16 protein-coding genes are annotated in these 17,376 nt (G+C 55.9%); 10 read left to right on the top strand and 6 right to left on the bottom strand.

Features of this window, described 5'->3' with window-relative positions:
• Window positions 1–117: 117 nt before the first annotated feature.
• Window positions 118–930 (bottom strand): sugar-phosphatase, encoded by an 813-nt coding sequence (gene yidA, locus ACOTX5_RS18990; protein WP_023295661.1) that lies wholly within the window; start codon window positions 928–930, stop codon window positions 118–120.
• A 113-nt stretch (window positions 931–1,043) separates the two neighbouring features.
• Window positions 1,044–2,069, bottom strand: a complete 1,026-nt coding sequence (locus tag ACOTX5_RS18985; protein ID WP_045910992.1) for a zinc-dependent alcohol dehydrogenase family protein — start codon at window positions 2,067–2,069, stop codon at window positions 1,044–1,046.
• A 113-nt stretch (window positions 2,070–2,182) separates the two neighbouring features.
• On the opposite strand from ACOTX5_RS18985, the gene ACOTX5_RS18980 reads away from it, so the two are divergent.
• A complete protein-coding gene (locus ACOTX5_RS18980) occupies window positions 2,183–3,118 on the top strand; it encodes a LysR family transcriptional regulator (protein ID WP_017383699.1) in 936 nt (311 codons plus the stop codon).
• 33 nt (window positions 3,119–3,151) lie between these two features.
• Here the strand turns inward: ACOTX5_RS18980 and gyrB are convergent, their stop codons facing one another.
• From gyrB to dnaA, 4 genes are read right to left on the bottom strand one after another with little or no spacing between them, the layout of a single operon-like run.
• Window positions 3,152–5,563 (bottom strand): DNA topoisomerase (ATP-hydrolyzing) subunit B, encoded by a 2,412-nt coding sequence (gyrB, locus tag ACOTX5_RS18975; protein WP_003861119.1) that lies wholly within the window; start codon window positions 5,561–5,563, stop codon window positions 3,152–3,154.
• 28 nt (window positions 5,564–5,591) lie between these two features.
• A complete protein-coding gene (gene recF, locus ACOTX5_RS18970) occupies window positions 5,592–6,665 on the bottom strand; it encodes a DNA replication/repair protein RecF (protein ID WP_000060091.1) in 1,074 nt (357 codons plus the stop codon).
• Complete coding sequence (dnaN, locus tag ACOTX5_RS18965; RefSeq protein WP_015570134.1) at window positions 6,665–7,765, bottom strand: DNA polymerase III subunit beta; 1,101 nt, start codon at window positions 7,763–7,765, stop codon at window positions 6,665–6,667. The genes recF and dnaN overlap by 1 nt, the downstream gene beginning before the upstream one ends.
• Before the next feature lie 4 nt (window positions 7,766–7,769).
• Entirely contained in the window at window positions 7,770–9,164 is a 1,395-nt protein-coding gene (gene dnaA, locus ACOTX5_RS18960) for a chromosomal replication initiator protein DnaA (RefSeq protein WP_017383700.1), read from the bottom strand.
• Between the two features lie 639 nt (window positions 9,165–9,803).
• On the opposite strand from dnaA, the gene rpmH reads away from it, so the two are divergent.
• The 9 genes from rpmH to ACOTX5_RS18915 all read left to right on the top strand — a co-directional run bounded on the left by rpmH (window position 9,804) and on the right by ACOTX5_RS18915 (window position 17,323).
• Window positions 9,804–9,944 carry a 50S ribosomal protein L34 gene (gene rpmH, locus ACOTX5_RS18955; RefSeq protein ID WP_000831330.1) on the top strand — a complete coding sequence of 47 codons (141 nt, stop codon included), beginning with the start codon at window positions 9,804–9,806 and terminating at the stop codon, window positions 9,942–9,944.
• A gap of 16 nt (window positions 9,945–9,960) precedes the next feature.
• Window positions 9,961–10,320 carry a ribonuclease P protein component gene (rnpA, locus tag ACOTX5_RS18950; protein WP_006808764.1) on the top strand — a complete coding sequence of 120 codons (360 nt, stop codon included), beginning with the start codon at window positions 9,961–9,963 and terminating at the stop codon, window positions 10,318–10,320.
• Window positions 10,284–10,541 carry a membrane protein insertion efficiency factor YidD gene (gene yidD, locus ACOTX5_RS18945; protein WP_001307474.1) on the top strand — a complete coding sequence of 86 codons (258 nt, stop codon included), beginning with the start codon at window positions 10,284–10,286 and terminating at the stop codon, window positions 10,539–10,541. The genes rnpA and yidD overlap by 37 nt, the downstream gene beginning before the upstream one ends.
• 2 nt (window positions 10,542–10,543) lie before the next feature.
• Window positions 10,544–12,187: a membrane protein insertase YidC gene (gene yidC / locus ACOTX5_RS18940; RefSeq protein WP_003861138.1), complete on the top strand. Its 1,644-nt coding sequence runs from the start codon at window positions 10,544–10,546 to the stop codon at window positions 12,185–12,187.
• A gap of 72 nt (window positions 12,188–12,259) precedes the next feature.
• Complete coding sequence (mnmE, locus tag ACOTX5_RS18935; protein ID WP_015570136.1) at window positions 12,260–13,624, top strand: tRNA uridine-5-carboxymethylaminomethyl(34) synthesis GTPase MnmE; 1,365 nt, start codon at window positions 12,260–12,262, stop codon at window positions 13,622–13,624.
• Between the two features lie 111 nt (window positions 13,625–13,735).
• Complete coding sequence (locus tag ACOTX5_RS18930; protein ID WP_023302811.1) at window positions 13,736–14,911, top strand: MFS transporter; 1,176 nt, start codon at window positions 13,736–13,738, stop codon at window positions 14,909–14,911.
• Window positions 14,880–15,851, top strand: a complete 972-nt coding sequence (gene yidZ, locus ACOTX5_RS18925; protein WP_045911556.1) for an HTH-type transcriptional regulator YidZ — start codon at window positions 14,880–14,882, stop codon at window positions 15,849–15,851. Before ACOTX5_RS18930 ends, yidZ begins: the two co-directional genes overlap by 32 nt.
• A 122-nt stretch (window positions 15,852–15,973) precedes the next feature.
• Window positions 15,974–16,720 carry a 4'-phosphopantetheinyl transferase family protein gene (locus tag ACOTX5_RS18920; RefSeq protein ID WP_045911555.1) on the top strand — a complete coding sequence of 249 codons (747 nt, stop codon included), beginning with the start codon at window positions 15,974–15,976 and terminating at the stop codon, window positions 16,718–16,720.
• Window positions 16,721–16,756: 36 nt separating this feature from the next.
• Entirely contained in the window at window positions 16,757–17,323 is a 567-nt protein-coding gene (locus ACOTX5_RS18915; protein WP_003861147.1) for an NADPH-dependent FMN reductase, read from the top strand.
• The last annotated feature ends 53 nt before the right edge of the window (window positions 17,324–17,376 follow it).

Below are 17,376 nucleotides of genomic sequence, written 5' to 3'. Positions count from 1 at the left end.
TGTAGTACAATCAGTTAATGTTGTACTACAATACAGATCACAAAAAGAACAATTTGATAAATTCAGGGCCAAAAAAAGCCCCGGTTAATAACCGGGGCTAATCTTTCAAAGCACTTGTTACGACAGAACGAATTTCTCGATCGCCCAGGCAACGCCGTCTTCCAGGTTAGATTTAGTCACGAAGTTCGCCACTTCTTTTACCGACGGGATGGCGTTATCCATCGCCACGCCCATGCCCGCATATTCGATCATCGCAATATCGTTTTCCTGGTCGCCCAGCGCCATGATCTCCTCAGGCTTGATGCCCAGCGCATCGGCAAGCGATTTGACGCCCGTGCCTTTATTGACGCGTTTATCGAGGATTTCGAGGAAGTACGGCGCACTTTTCAGCACGGTGTATTTCTCTTTTACCTCAGCCGGAATGCGTGAGATGGCTTTGTCGAGAACCGCAGGTTCATCAATCATCATCACTTTCAGGAACTGGGTCGCCGGGTCCATTTTCTCCGCTTCGCAGAACACCAGTGGAATGGTTGCAACGTAGGACTCGTGCACCGTGTAGTAGCTGATATCGCGGTTGGCGGTGTAAAGCGTATTGCGATCGAGCGCGTGGAAGTGAGAGCCCACGTCGCGGGAGAGTTTTTCCAGGAAACGGTAGTCATCATAGCTCAGTGCAGTTTGCGCCACCGTGCTGCCATCGGCTGCCTTTTGCACCAGCGCGCCGTTATAGGTGATGCAGTAATCGCCAGGCTGGTTCATGTGCAGCTCTTTCAGGTAACTGTGCACCCCGGCATACGGGCGTCCGGTGGTGAGCACCACGTTCACGCCTTTTTCGCGTGCGGCGGCGATCGCATTTTTAACGGCAGGAGAGATAGTGTGGTCTGGCAGCAGCAGCGTGCCGTCCATATCGATTGCAATGAGTTTGATAGCCATGAGGTCCCCGGGATAAATGAGTGCTACCTCATGCTAACGCGATTAAGCACACAAAAATAGAGCTACCTTGCGCAACAAAAAGCCCCTTTTACGTTTATCCCGGGAACGGGAACTCACTCGCGGGTGAGAACGATTTTGCCAAACGCACCGCGATCCAGATGTTCAAGCGCCTGTTCCAGCTCGTCAAAGCGGTAGCGATGCTCAATCACCGGTTTTAACTCCGTGACATCAACAGCACGGACAAAATCTTCCAGCGCCCGGCGGTGTCCAACCCCAATCCCCTGAATGACGGGAGATTTCAGCAACAGCTCGCTTGCAGGCAGAGAAATTTCTGTTCCGGCCAGCACGCCAATGACCGATATCCGCCCATGAACGGCAACGGCGCGCAGGGAATGTCTCAGGTTCTCCCCACCCACCGTTTCGATAATATGGTCGATGCCGCGATCCTGCGTCAGTGCCAGCGTATTTTCAGCCCAGTCGCCTTTCAGTCGGTTGATGCCCTGGCTGGCCCCCAGCTTTTTGGCCCGCGCCAGTTTTTCATCACTCCCCGACGTAACAATAACTTCTGCGCCGTGCGCTTTTGCTATCTGCAAAGCGAATAGCGCCACACCGCCCGTCCCTTGTACCAGCACCGATTGCCCGGCGCGTAAATGACCGCGCTCCACCAGCGCAAACCAGGCGGTGAGCCCCGCGCAAGGAAGCGTGCTGGCCTCAGCGTCATCCAGGCTTTCCGGGGACGCCACCAGCGCGTTTTCACTCACAATCACATATTCGGCCAGCATGCCCTGGAAGTATCCACCGGACGTTTTATAGGGCAAATCGCGCGCGTCTGCCTGCGGCTTGCCGTCGATCCATTCCGGGAAGAAGGTTGAGATGACGCGTGCGCCGGGCTTGAAACGCGTAACGCCTTCGCCGGTGCTGTCCACTACGCCTGCCATGTCAGATGCTGGGGTAAACGGGAAGGAAAGCGGAATCGGCATCGTGCCTTCAATCACCATTTTATCCCGGTAGTTGAGCGCAACGGCATTAACCCTTACGCGAACCTCCCCCGGGCCTGGCTGTGGAACAGGCTCCTGAACGAGCCTGAGGCTTTCACGACCAAGGGCATCCATTGACCAGCGTTGCATTGTTTCAGTCATTTTTTTCTCCTGTCATCAGATGATTTTCAGTTCTGACAGTCTACCGTTGACTCAGCGTCGCCAGTGGCGATAAGTTTTCCCTTCATTGATGACCAAATTGACACAATCCGTCCATGACCGATACGCTGAAAGATATTCCCGTCTTCGTTGCCTCCGTTGAGGCAGGAAGTTTTGCCCAGGCCGCCGTCCGTCTGCATTTGTCGCGCTCGGCGGTAGGAAAAAGCATTGCTCGTCTTGAAGAGAGGCTGGGGGTTCGTCTGTTTCACCGGACCACCCGCAGTCAGAGGCTGACCGATAACGGCGCGCTTTTTTATGAACGCTGCCTGCGCGCGCTGGAGGAGATCCGTGGCGCTGAATCGCAGCTTGAAACCGGAAAACATCAGGTCAGCGGTCGGCTGCGTGTTGCCGTGCCGGTGCTGTTTGGTCGCCAGTGTATCGCCCCGCTGCTAATAGAGCTGGCGCAGGAGCATCCCGGGCTTGAGCTTGAAATGTCCTTCAGCGACCGCGTCGTGGATCTCGTGGAAGAAGGGTTTGATATGGCGGTGCGCAATGGCGCTCTGGCTGACAGCAGCGTGCTGGTCGCCAGAAGGCTGGGGGAGCACCGGATGGTGCTGTGCGCCGCGCCGGATTACCTGTTTAAGAATGGCCAGCCGCAAACCGTTGATGATCTACGCCAGCATACGGCCATTAACTACACGCGTGCGGGCAGAGTCCTACCCTGGCAGCTGATGGATTACGATGGCACGTCGCGCACGTTTATTCCCCGCTCATCGCTCAATATGGATGATTTACAGGCGATCTGCGACGCGGCGCTGGCCGGCCACGGCCTTGCGTGGCTACCCTGCTGGATGGTCATTAAAGAAATTCAGCAGGGAGATCTTGTCCCGCTCTTAAAGCAGGCCCCGGATGTACGCTTCGACGTTCATGCCGTCTGGCAGCAGACGCCACACCTGCCGCTAAGGGTAAGAATTGCCATAGATATGCTGGTCAAACGTTTACCGGCAGTGATGTCGCTGGAGTTTCCTGCGTCCATAAAAAAGCCGCGCTGAAGCGCGGCCAGTTATGCTGTCGTAAAGCGACGATTAAATATCGATATTCGCCGCCTTCAGGGCGTTCTCTTCGATGAAGGCGCGACGTGGTTCAACCGCATCGCCCATCAGGGTCGTGAACAGCTGATCCGCTGCGATTGCGTCTTTAACGGTGACGCGCAACATGCGACGGCTTTCCGGATCCATGGTGGTTTCCCACAGCTGATCCGGGTTCATTTCGCCCAGGCCTTTATAACGCTGAATAGAGAGACCACGACGGGACTCTTTTACCAGCCACTCCAGCGCCTGTTCGAAGCTGGCTACCGGCTGACGACGTTCGCCACGTTCGATAAACGCATCGTCTTCGATCAGACCGCGCAGCTTCTCGCCGAGGGTGCAGATACGGCGGTATTCCGGACCGGTCACAAATTCGTGCTCCAGCGGGTAGTCGGTATCGACGCCGTGGGTACGCACGCGGACGATCGGCTCGAACTGCTGCTCAGCGTTCTGCTGAACGTCGAACTTCCACTGGCTGCCGTGCTGCTCTTTCTCGTTCAGCTCGCTCACCAGGGTGTTCACCCAGCGGGTGACGGTCTGCTCGTTGCTCAGATCGGCTTCGGTCAGGGTCGGCTGGTAAATCAGCTCTTTCAGCAGCGCTTTCGGATAGCGACGCTCCATACGGCCAATCATTTTCTGCGTGGCGTTGAACTCGGAGACCAGACGCTCCAGCGGCTCACCGGCCAGCGCTGGCGCGCTGGAATTTGCGTGCAGGGTCGCACCATCAAGGGCGATCGCGATTTGGTACTGATCCATCGCGTCGTCATCTTTAATGTACTGTTCCTGCTTGCCTTTCTTCACTTTGTACAGCGGCGGCTGGGCAATGTAGACGTGGCCGCGCTCAACGATTTCCGGCATCTGACGATAGAAGAAGGTCAACAGCAGCGTACGAATGTGCGAGCCGTCGACGTCCGCATCGGTCATGATGATGATGCTGTGATAGCGCAGTTTGTCCGGGTTGTACTCGTCGCGACCAATGCCGCAGCCGAGCGCGGTGATGAGCGTCGCCACTTCCTGAGAAGAGAGCATCTTGTCGAAGCGCGCTTTCTCAACGTTAAGGATTTTACCCTTCAGCGGCAGAATCGCCTGGTTCTTGCGGTTACGGCCCTGCTTCGCAGAACCGCCCGCGGAGTCCCCTTCCACAAGGTACAGTTCAGACAGCGCCGGGTCGCGTTCCTGACAGTCAGCCAGTTTGCCCGGCAGGCCTGCCAGGTCCAGCGCGCCTTTACGACGGGTCATTTCACGCGCTTTACGCGCCGCTTCACGGGCACGCGCCGCATCGATAATTTTACCCACCACGATTTTCGCGTCGGACGGGTTTTCCAGCAGGTATTCGCTCAGCAGTTCGTTCATCTGCTGTTCAACCGCCGATTTCACCTCAGAAGAGACCAGCTTGTCTTTGGTCTGTGAGGAGAACTTCGGATCCGGCACCTTCACGGAGACCACGGCAATCAGGCCTTCACGGGCATCGTCACCGGTGGCGCTGACTTTCGCTTTTTTGCTGTAGCCTTCTTTGTCCATGTAGGCGTTCAGGGTTCGGGTCATCGCCGCGCGGAAGCCCGCCAGGTGCGTACCGCCATCGCGTTGTGGAATGTTGTTGGTGAAGCAGTAGATGTTTTCCTGGAAACCGTCGTTCCACTGCAAGGCCACTTCCACGCCGATACCGTCTTTTTCAGTAGAGAAGTAGAAGATATTCGGGTGAATTGGCGTTTTGTTCTTGTTCAGATACTCAACGAACGCCTTGATACCACCTTCGTAATGGAAGTGGTCTTCTTTGTTGTCGCGTTTGTCGCGCAGACGAATCGACACGCCGGAGTTCAGGAACGACAGTTCACGCAGGCGTTTCGCCAGAATGTCGTACTCGAATTCGGTGACGTTGGTGAAGGTTTCGAGGCTCGGCCAGAAACGCACCATGGTACCGGTTTTCTCGGTATCGCCCGTGACGGCCAGCGGCGCTTCAGGCACGCCATGCTGGTAGATCTGACGGTGAATTTTGCCTTCGCGCTGGATAACCAGCTCCAGCTTCTGCGACAGGGCGTTTACTACGGATACGCCTACGCCGTGCAGACCGCCGGAAACTTTATAGGAGTTATCATCGAACTTCCCGCCTGCGTGCAGAACGGTCATGATGACTTCCGCAGCAGATACGCCCTCTTCCGGGTGAATACCGGTTGGGATACCACGACCGTCATCGGTAACGGACACGGAGTTGTCCGCATGGATCGTGACCACGATGTCTTTACAGTGACCCGCGAGCGCTTCGTCGATAGCGTTATCTACCACCTCGAATACCATGTGGTGCAGACCGGTGCCGTCATCCGTGTCGCCGATATACATACCCGGGCGCTTACGCACCGCATCCAGCCCTTTCAGGACTTTGATACTGGAGGAGTCATAAGAATTCGACATCAACGTTTCTCGCTCATTTCAACTTGGGTTAATCCGTTATTTTACCCTTTTCCACGGTAAACATCTTCGAATTTTCGTCCGACATGTCTATAACGTGTTCAGCGCTAATGGCGCTGACGAAAACCTGCGACTGCGTGGCTTTTAAGCGGCTGGCAAGCAGCCCGCGCCGCGCGTCGTCAAGTTCCGAGGCAAAATCATCTATCAGGTACAGGCAGCGTCGCCCGCTCTCTCGAGTGAGGAACTCCCCCTGCGCCAGGCGCAGCGCGCACATCAGGAGCTTCAGCTGCCCGCGCGACAGCGTGTCTTCCACCGGCGCACCGTCGGCACGAATGCGGAAATCCGCCTTGTGCGGGCCGTGCGCGGTGTAGGTCAACATGCGATCGCGCTCGAAGCTTCTCTCTAACACCTCGGCATAATCCGTCTCTTTTTCCCAGCCACGCTGGAAAGAGAAGGTGAGAGAGAACTCGGGTAAAAACTGTTTGCAGGTGTCGGCCATGTCTTCGGCGATACCTGCGCTGTATTCGGCACGCCAGCGGCTGATTTGTTCCGCAAGAGGGATGAGTTCCATGTCCCACGGACGCAGCTGAGCGTAGCGCGTGACCTGGCGCAATGCGGCGTTACGCTGTTTAAGCAGACGCTTCAGGTTGCTCCAGGCGTTAAAGAAACCGGCTTCATTGTGAAAGCATCCCCAGTCGAGGAACGCTCTTCTGTATTTGGGGCCGCCGTTGAGTAAAGTAAACCCCTCGGGCGTAATCAGCTGCATCGGCATCAGCAGCGCCAGCTCCGCCACTTTGTGGCCATCGGTGCCGTCGATGCGCACCTTGCTGTCGCCCTGCTTGTCTTTGGTCAGGCCGATGGCGGTTTCCCGCTCTGCGCCCTGCAAACGCCCGTGCAGAACAAAAGATTCCTGCTCGTGGCGAATCACGCGACCAATCTGCAAACTGCGAAACGCCCGGCCGTGGCCGAGCGTATAGATGGCTTCCAGCACGCTGGTTTTGCCGCTGCCGTTCGCGCCAACCAGGAAATTAAAGCCAGGGGATAAAGCGAGATCCGCGCTTTCGATATTGCGAAAGTCGCGGATCAACAGACGGGTGAGCGACATTACAGTCTCATTGGCATGACAACATAAGCAGCCGACTGCGATGCGGCATCTTCAATCTGTACGCTCGAAACGGAGTCAGTCAGCAGGATGCGAACGTTCTCGCATTTCAGTGCATTCAGCACATCCAGCACATAGCTGACGTTGAAGCCGATTTCCATCTCAGCCCCGGCGTAGGTGACGTCCAGAATCTCTTCTGCCTCTTCCTGCTCCGGGTTGTTGGCGGTGATTTTGATCTGGTTTTCACTCACGTACAGACGTACGCCGCGGAATTTCTCGTTGGAGAGAATAGCGGCACGCGCGAACGCCTGCTTGAGGATGTCGCAACCCGCCTCCAGCGTTTTATCCGGGTTCTTCGGCAATACGCGGCGATAATCCGGGAAACGACCGTCTACCAGCTTCGATGTGAAGACAAAATCGCCCACGTGGGCACGAATATTGTTGCTGCCGATCTGCACGCGCAGCGGCGTTTCACCGCCGTCGAGCATACGCATCAGTTCAATTACGCCTTTACGCGGTACGATCACCGAATGGTTTGGCAGTGAATCGCCAATCGGCATGGAACAAACCGCCAGACGGTGACCGTCGGTCGCCACGGTACGCAGCTCTTCACCTTCGGTTTCGAACAGCATGCCGTTTAAGTAGTAACGGACGTCCTGATGCGCCATGGAGAACTGCGTGGCTTCAATCAGACGCTTCATCGTCGCCTGCGGCAGGGTAAATTCAACTTCGCTCTGCCAGTCATCCAGGTTCGGGAAGTCCGCAGCGGGCAGCGTGGAGAGGGAGAAACGGCTGCGGCCAGAGCGCACCAGCATGCGGTCGCCCTCCAGCTGCACGGCGATTTCAGCGCCTTCCGGCAGCCCACGGCAAATATCAAAGAATTTACGTGCCGGAACCGTGGTCGCGCCCGCGTCGTGCGGCTGAGTCAGCGTAACGCGCGCGATCATTTCCATTTCCAGATCTGTGCCGGTCAGCGACAGCGTACCGTCCGCGACCTGAAGCAGCAGGTTTCCAAGAATAGGCAGCGTAGGGCGGCCGCCTAATGGGCCACTCACCTGTTGCAGCGGTTTTAATAAATGTTCACGTTCAACGGTAAATTTCATAGCGTCACGATGATAATGTTCTGATTAAATTGGAAAAATCTTCTTTTATGTCGTGGCTTTCTTCGCGTAACTGCTCGATCTTGCGACAGGCGTGCAGCACGGTCGTATGGTCACGGCCACCAAACGCATCACCGATTTCCGGCAGGCTGTGGTTGGTTAGCTCTTTTGCCAGCGCCATCGCCATCTGACGCGGACGCGCCACCGAGCGGGAACGACGTTTAGACAGTAAATCTGCCACTTTGATCTTGTAGTACTCAGCCACCGTCTTCTGAATATTGTCGATAGTGACCAGTTTTTCCTGCAAAGCCAATAAATCGCGCAGCGCTTCACGCACAAAATCGATGGTGATCGCCCGACCGGTGAAGTTGGCGTTGGCGATAACGCGGTTCAGCGCCCCTTCCAGCTCACGCACGTTGGAACGCAGGCGCTTGGCAATGAAGAACGCCACTTCACCCGGCAGGCGAATGTCGTTCTCGTCGGCTTTTTTCATCAGGATCGCGACGCGGGTTTCCAGCTCCGGCGGCTCGATCGCCACGGTCAGGCCCCAGCCGAAGCGGGATTTGAGACGATCTTCAACGCCGTTGATCTCTTTTGGATAACGATCCGAGGTCAGAATGATCTGCTGATTGCCTTCCAGCAGGGCGTTAAAGGTATGGAAAAACTCTTCCTGCGATCGTTCTTTATTGGCAAAGAACTGAATGTCATCGATCAGCAGCGCATCAACGGAACGGTAGTAGCGTTTAAACTCTTCGATCGCATTGTTTTGCAGGGCTTTTACCATGTCCTGAACGAAGCGTTCGGAGTGCATATACACCACTTTGGCATTGGGCTTACGCGCCATAATGCCGTTGCCCACCGCATGCAGCAGGTGCGTTTTACCGAGACCCGTGCCGCCATACAGGAACAGCGGGTTGTAAGCGCCACCGGGGTTATCGGCAACCTGACGAGCCGCCGCGCGTGCCAGCTGGTTCGACTTACCTTCAACGAAGTTATCGAACGTGTGTTTCACGTTAACGTTAGAGCGGTAGGTAGGCTCAGCGGGGGCCGGAACGTTATCCCAGCCCTGACGAACCGGTGCAACGCGAGGCGCTGGAGCGGGCGCCGCCTGTGCAGGGGCTGCCACATTGACAACTTCACGAACGGTTTGGGTGACCGGCTTTGTGCCCACTTCAAAACGCAGCTGTGGGGCATCTGACCCGCAGAAATCGTTCAGCAGTCCATTGATGTTATTAAGGTATTTATCCCTTACCCAATCGAGCACGAAACGGTTTGGCGCATACAAAGCCAGCGTGTTATCGCTCAGTTCCGCCTGCAACGGGCGGATCCACATACTGAATTCTGTGGCTGGTAACTCATCCTGCAATCGGGCAAGACACTGCTGCCAAAGCGAAAGTGACACGGCGGACTCCACTCGAACAATAAAAGAAAACTATTGAATATTCATGATTGTTGGCGCACATCGACATGACCCCATCAGGGTGATGTGCGAACCGCTATCTGCGGTTATACACGCTATCGTTGATACAACCTGAACGATGTTGTGTTTATGCCCGACCAGGATCGCTGGATCCCGATCGGGACCGCGGATCATAGCCTAAACTGAGCCAGAGATCTTCTGTTTCTCACAGATTCTTCCCGATTTATCCACAGGAAGATCCGGAATCGGGTAAGTGTAAACGATCCTGACGCGAGTGCCTCGCGATTTAGGCCGCATATTGGAAAATTTAATGAGCACAGACAATTTTTGGCTTAAATGATCTAACGAAGATCCGGGACGATCCTTGCGCTTTATCGTTGAGCCCGTATAATCCTCGACCCGGCGCGTGATGCTCATCTTCCTGCGTCGTCCGCTGCTCATTTTCCACGCGAAAACTTGCGGAAATACACAGGGATTTAAGGAAAGAGAATTGACTCCGGAGTGTACAATTATTACAATCCGGCCTCTTTAATCACCCACGGCTTCGGCGTCCGTCATTCGAAACTCGGTCGGGCATCCGCAAAAGTCATGAATTTTTTTCAAGTTTAGGTAGAAATCGCCATGAAACGCACTTTTCAACCGTCTGTACTGAAGCGCAACCGTTCTCACGGCTTCCGTGCTCGTATGGCTACTAAAAATGGTCGTCAGGTTCTGGCACGTCGTCGTGCTAAAGGCCGCGCTCGTCTGACCGTTTCCAAGTAATAAAGCTAACCCCTGAGTGGTTAAGCTCGCATTTCCCAGGGAGTTACGTTTGTTAACTCCCACTCATTTCACTTTCGTCTTCCAGCAGCCATTACGGGCTGGCACGCCGCAAATCACCATCCTCGGCCGCCAAAATTCGCTGGGGCATCCCCGCATCGGTCTCACAGTCGCCAAGAAAAACGTTAAGCGTGCGCATGAACGCAACCGGATTAAACGTCTGACGCGTGAAAGCTTCCGTTTACGTCAGCACGAACTGCCTTCAATGGATTTCGTGGTGGTGGCTAAAAAAGGGGTTGCCGACCTCGATAACCGTGCTCTCTCGGAAGCGTTGGAAAAATTATGGCGCCGCCACTGTCGCCTGGCTCGCGGGTCCTGATAGCCCTCATTCGGGTCTATCAACGCCTGATTAGTCCGCTACTCGGGCCACACTGCCGTTTCACGCCAACATGCTCAAGCTACGGAATTGAGGCATTGCGCAGGTTTGGAGTGATAAAAGGCAGTTGGTTGACGGTGAAACGCGTATTAAAATGCCACCCTTTACACCCAGGTGGAGACGACCCCGTCCCTCCAGGACCTTTTGATACCAGAGAACACTAACGATGGATTCGCAACGCAATCTTCTTATCATCGCTTTGTTGTTCGTGTCTTTCATGATCTGGCAGGCATGGGAGCAGGATAAAAATCCTCAACCCCAGCAGCAGACCACGCAGACCACGACCACCGCAGCGGGTAGCGCCGCCGACCAGGGCGTACCGGCCAGTGGCCAGGGGAAACAGATTACGGTTAAGACCGATGTGCTTGAGCTGACTATCAACACCCGTGGTGGTGATGTTGAGCAGGCGCTGCTGTTGACCTACCCGAAAGAGCTGAAGTCTACCGAACCGTTCCAGTTACTGGAAACCACGCCTGAATTTATCTACCAGGCGCAGAGCGGCCTGACCGGTCGTGATGGCCCGGATAACCCGGCTAACGGTGCGCGTCCACTGTATAACGTCGAGAATGACACGTTTGTGCTGGCTGATGGTCAGAACGAACTGGTTATCCCGATGACCTACACCGACGCGGCAGGCAACACCTTCACCAAAACCTTCACCCTGAAACGCGGTGAGTATGCGGTGAACGTGGGCTACAGCGTACAGAACGCCGGTGCGAAACCACTGGAAATCTCTACCTTTGGTCAGTTGAAGCAGTCCATCAATCTGCCGTCTCACCGTGACACCGGAAGCAGCAACTTTGCGCTGCATACCTTCCGTGGCGCGGCTTACTCCACGCCAGATACCAAGTACGAGAAATACAAATTCGACACCATTGCCGATAACGAAAACCTGAACGTCAGCTCTAAAGGCGGTTGGGTCGCAATGCTGCAACAGTATTTCGCGACGGCGTGGGTACCGAATAACGACGGTACGAACAACTTCTACACCGCGAACCTCGGCAACGGTATTGCAGCCATCGGCTACAAATCTCAGCCGGTTCTGGTGCAGCCGGGTCAAACCGGGAAACTGGCAAGCACCCTGTGGGTCGGTCCGGAAATCCAGGACAAAATGGCTGCCGTTGCGCCGCACCTGGATCTGACCGTCGATTACGGTTGGTTGTGGTTCATCTCTCAGCCGCTGTTTAAGCTGCTGAAGTTCATCCACAGCTTCCTGGGTAACTGGGGCTTCTCCATCATCGTTATCACCTTTATCGTTCGTGGCATCATGTACCCGCTGACTAAAGCGCAGTACACCTCCATGGCGAAGATGCGTATGCTACAGCCGAAGATTCAGGCTATGCGTGAGCGTCTGGGCGATGACAAACAGCGTCAGAGCCAGGAGATGATGGCCCTGTATAAAGCAGAGAAAGTGAACCCACTGGGTGGTTGCTTCCCGCTGCTGATTCAGATGCCAATCTTCCTTGCGCTGTACTACATGCTGATGGGTTCCGTTGAGCTGCGCCACGCGCCGTTCGCTCTGTGGATCCATGACCTGTCCGCACAGGACCCGTACTACATCCTGCCGATCCTGATGGGCGTGACGATGTTCTTCATTCAGAAGATGTCTCCGACCACCGTGACCGACCCGATGCAGCAGAAGATCATGACCTTTATGCCGGTCATCTTCACCGTGTTCTTCCTGTGGTTCCCGTCAGGTCTGGTGCTGTACTATATCGTCAGCAACCTGGTGACCATCATCCAGCAGCAGCTGATTTACCGTGGTCTGGAAAAACGTGGCCTGCATAGCCGCGAAAAGAAAAAGTCCTGATTCGGTAACTTAACGCTAAAATAAGGGCGGTCGATTGACCGCCTTTTTTATTTGTATTGAACGAGAGCAACCATGAGCCATAACGACACTATCGTCGCCCAGGCAACCCCACCGGGACGCGGTGGTGTAGGCATTCTGCGCATCTCCGGCCTGAAGGCGCGTGAGGTGGCCGAAGCGGTGCTGGGTAAACTGCCAAAGCCGCGCTACGCTGATTATCTGCCGTTTAAGGATGCCGACGGCACACCGCTGGACCAGGGCATCGCGCTGTGGTTCCCCGGCCCAAACTCCTTTACCGGCGAAGATGTGCTGGAGCTTCAGGGTCACGGCGGCCCGGTGATCCTCGACCTGCTGTTAAAACGTATTCTGACCCTGCCTGGCCTGCGCATTGCAAAGCCGGGTGAGTTCTCCGAGCGTGCTTTCCTCAACGATAAGCTCGACCTGGCGCAGGCCGAGGCGATTGCTGATCTGATCGACGCCAGTTCCGAACAGGCAGCCCGCTCCGCGCTGAACTCGTTGCAGGGGGCATTTTCCGCACGCGTGAATCACCTTGTGGAAGCACTTACTCACCTGCGAATCTATGTCGAAGCGGCTATCGACTTCCCGGACGAGGAGATCGACTTCCTCTCAGACGGTAAAATTGAAGCTCAGCTCAATCAGGTGATGAACGATCTCGATGCCGTTCGCGCCGAAGCGCGCCAGGGCAGCCTGCTACGTGAAGGAATGAAGGTGGTGATTGCTGGTCGCCCCAATGCCGGAAAATCGAGCCTGCTGAACGCCCTGGCGGGCCGTGAAGCGGCGATCGTGACCGACATAGCCGGCACCACCCGCGATGTCCTGCGCGAGCATATCCATATCGACGGCATGCCGCTGCACATCATCGACACCGCTGGCCTGCGCGATGCGAGCGATGAAGTCGAGCGTATCGGTATCGAACGCGCCTGGCAGGAGATCGAGCAGGCCGACCGCGTGCTGTTTATGGTGGACGGCACGACAACCGACGCCGTTGACCCGGCTGAAATCTGGCCAGACTTTATCGCCCGTCTCCCGGCTAAACTGCCGATCACCGTGGTGCGCAACAAGGCCGACGTTACCGGCGAAACGCTGGGCATCAGCGATGTGAATGGTCACTCACTTATTCGCCTGTCGGCCCGTACCGGTGAAGGCGTGGAAGCCCTGCGTAGCCATCTCAAACAGAGCATGGGCTTCGACACCAGTATGGAGGGCGGCTTCCTGGCACGTCGTCGTCACTTGCAGGCGCTGGAAGAGGCGGCTCGCCACCTTGAGCAGGGTAAAGCCCAGCTGATCGGCGCGTGGGCCGGTGAACTGCTGGCGGAAGAGCTGCGTCTGGCGCAGCAGAACCTGAGTGAGATCACCGGGGAGTTTACGTCGGACGATCTGCTGGGTCGGATTTTCTCGAGCTTCTGCATTGGTAAGTAATTCCCGTTAATACAGGGTGATTTCCTCCAGGGAAATCACCATTGTCCAAATGGCAACTCGCTTAATCCCTCCACGCCCCCTATCCTGCATGCCTGCATCTATGGGGGGTTTATGGCGCGTTTTCTGTTTTGTAGTTTCGCATTAGTTCTGCTGTATCCGTCCGGCATTGATATGTATCTGGTGGGATTACCGCACATCGCCCGCGATCTGGGCGCCAGCGAAGCGCAGCTGCATATCGCGTTTTCGGCCTACCTCGCGGGGATGGCGTCGTCGATGGTCTTTGCCGGGAAGATCGCGGATAAGGCTGGCCGTCAGCCTGTCGCCATTACGGGTGCAGTTATCTTTGCGCTGGCATCAGTACTATCTTCAGTGGCTCAGGAAAGCACAATGTTCCTGTCAGGCCGTTTTATCCAGGGCATTGGCGCGGGTGGCTGTTACGTGGTGGCGTTTGCTATTCTTCGCGATACCTTAAGCGCCCAGCGCCGCGCTAAAGTGCTGTCGATGCTGAACGGCATTACCTGCATCATCCCGGTGCTGGCACCGGTTGTAGGCTACCTGATTATGCTTAAATTTCCGTGGCAGAGTCTTTTCTGGACCATGGCCGCAATGGGCGCCATCGTCTTTATCCTGTCCGTGACGGTGCTGAAAGAGACCCATCCCGGTTCGCAACAGCCATATCACACCGCAACCCTCCATCCGGCTGAAAAGCTGATGAATCGCTTTTTCCTGAGTCGGCTGGCAATCACCACGCTTAGCGTGGCGGTGATCCTCACCTATGTAAACGTTTCCCCGGTGTTGCTGATGGAGACGATGGGCTTCGATCGCGGTGAGTATTCGACGGTGATGGCGCTAACCGCGATGGTGAGCATGGCGGTTTCATTCTCCACGCCCTTTGCGCTCAACATCTTCCGCCAGCGCACGCTGATGCTCACCTCACAGACGCTGTTCCTCGCCGCAGGCGTGATCCTGGCGACCGCCACCTCACACGCTGTAATGCTGGTGGGCATTACTCTGATCTGCGCCGGATTCTCCGTCGGCTTTGGTGTGGCGATGAGTCAGGCGCTTGGCCCGTTTTCGCTGCGGGCTGGCGTGGCAAGCTCGGTGCTGGGCATTGCGCAGGTCTGCGGTTCGTCACTGTGGATTTGGCTGGCGGCGGTGATCGGCCTTAACGCGCTGAATATGCTGATCGGGGTTCTGATTGGCTGTAGCATACTCTGCATTACCTTACTTATGGTCATCCAGCCCGCGGCGCACTATGAAGAAGCCCATCAGCAGTCTCGATCTTAATCTTTTACTTTGCCTGCAACTTTTGTTGCAGGAGCGCAGCGTCACCAAAGCCGCGAAGCGGATGAACGTGACGCCGTCCGCGGTGAGTAAATCGCTGGCGAAGCTGCGCGACTGGTTCGACGATCCGCTGTTTGTGAAAACGCCTTTAGGGCTATTGCCCACACCGCTGACGGTGAGTCTGGAACAGGATTTGGCCGACTGGATGCAGATTGGCAACCAGATCCTCGATAAATTCCACCATAGCTCTCCAGGCGGGCTTAAGTTTGTGCTCGCCGCCGAAACACCGCTGATGCTGATCCGCTTTAATACCCTGCTGGAGCAGGTGAATGAACGCTACCCACAGGCGACGGTGAAGCTGCGCCAATGGGATTACGATTCGCTGGACGCCATTACGCGCGGAGAAGTGGATCTGGGCTTCACCGGGCGTGAAACGCACCCTCGCTCGCGCGAACTGCTAAAGCTGATGCCGTGGTTTATCGACTACGAAATCCTGTTCAGTGACCGTCCGTGCGTGTATTTGCGCGAGGATCATCCCGCGCTCCAGGAAGCGTGGGATCTGGAGACGTTTCTGCGCTACCCGCATATCAGCATCTTCTGGGAACGCAGCGACACCTGGGCGCTCGACGAGGTGCTAAGGGAGATGGGGCGGGAGCGTAACATCGCCATGAGTTTGCCCGGTTTTGAGCAGTCGATGTTTATGGCGGCCCAGCCGGATCACAACTACATTGCCACTGCGCCGCACTACTGCCATCACTACAATCAACTCCACCAGCGTAATCTGGTCTGTCTTCCCATTCCCATCGATGAGGCGCAGGCAGAAAAGCTCACCGTCCCCTTCACGCTGATCTGGCATAAACGGAACAGCCATAATCCGAAAATCCTCTGGCTGCGCGAGACGATCAAAGCGCTGTATACCGCATCAGGTCAGGTTTTTGCCTAAGATAATGTAAAGTTCGGTGCTCAGGCTTCTCTTATTTCCATTTACTGATTAAAACAGAAGCTGAGTTAAGCGATAATCATGTAACCGTTTAACCGACTACGACCATTATCAAGGAGCGAAAAATGGCTACGCATTTTGCACGAGGAACATTAACGGAAGGGCATCTCGTATCGGCCAGACTTTCTTCAGCCTGTCACAGTGAGGCGCTCAAACTACCTGAACACCGCAGGACGCGGTTTTTAGCTTCCAGAGCGCTCCTCGCAGAACTGCTTTTTATGCTCTACGGCACCAGCGAATTACCGGACATACTCACCCAGCCAGAAGGTCGCCCGGTTTTTGCGGACCCGGCACTCCCCCATTTTTCCATTGCGTACACCGGCAACATTGTTGGCGTCGCGCTGACGACGGAAGGTGATTGCGGCCTGGATATGGAGCTACAACGCGTCACGCGCAGCTTCCATGGTGCGAACGCGCTCGATGAATACCCGCTCTCAAGCAATGAGAAGCTGTGGATACGTAACCAGAACGACCCCGTTGAAGCCAGAGCGCAGCTCATCACCCTTCGCCAGAGCATCCGCAAACTGAGCGGCGCGGCGTCAGACGACGCCAGCCTGTTGCAGCTGCTCCCCGGCTCCGGACGCCTGCGCGCGACAAAAGCCTCGCTGGTAGAGGCGCTCAGCGACGCTGAGGACGTGCTGATCTGGTCCGTTGCGGTGACACCCGCCATCGAACGGCTGAAAATCTGGGAGTTTGACAGCACTCGCGGTTGGCGTAGTCTTCCGGATGTCCCTGAGCGCGCCAACGAGCCCGCCGCGCGCCTGATGCGATTAACCAGTTTACCGGCAGAAAAAGCATACACCCATAGCTGATCCGTCCAGGGTCATCATGATGAAACAGGAGTAATCATGTCTGATACGTTGAAAGTTGTTACGTTACTGGGAAGCCTGCGCAAAGGTTCTTTTAACGGGATGGTTGCCCGTACGCTGCCGCAGCTGGCGCCTGCGGGAATGGAGATCAGTGCCCTGCCGTCCATTGGCGACATCCCGCTTTATGATGCTGACGTTCAGCAGGAAGAAGGGTTCCCGCAGAGCGTGGAAGCGATAGCCGAGCAGATCCGTCAGGCTGACGGCGTGGTGATTGTGACGCCTGAGTATAACTACTCGGTGCCGGGTGGTCTGAAGAACGCCATTGACTGGCTGTCCCGTTTACCGGAGCAGCCGCTGTCTGGTAAACCTGTGCTGATCCAGACCAGCTCAATGGGCGCCATCGGCGGCGCGCGCTGCCAGTATCACCTGCGTCAGATCCTGGTGTTCCTGGATGCGATGGTGATGAACAAGCCGGAATTTATGGGCGGCGTGATTCAGAACAAGGTCGACCCGCAGACGGGTGAAGTGGTGGATCAGAGTACGCGTGACCATCTCTCTGGCCAGCTGACCGCGTTTGGGGATTATATTAAGCGGGTGAAGGCCTGATAAAAAAGCCCGGTGGCGCTAGCGCTTACCGGGCCTACATTCGTCAGTAGGTC

This window comes from Enterobacter cloacae complex sp. IR5441 (assembly GCF_049238215.1).
Classification (GTDB): Bacteria; Pseudomonadota; Gammaproteobacteria; order Enterobacterales; family Enterobacteriaceae; genus Enterobacter; species Enterobacter hormaechei_C.
The sequence above is the reverse complement of the archived record's forward strand: the minus strand, read 5'-3'. Positions and strand labels throughout refer to the sequence as shown.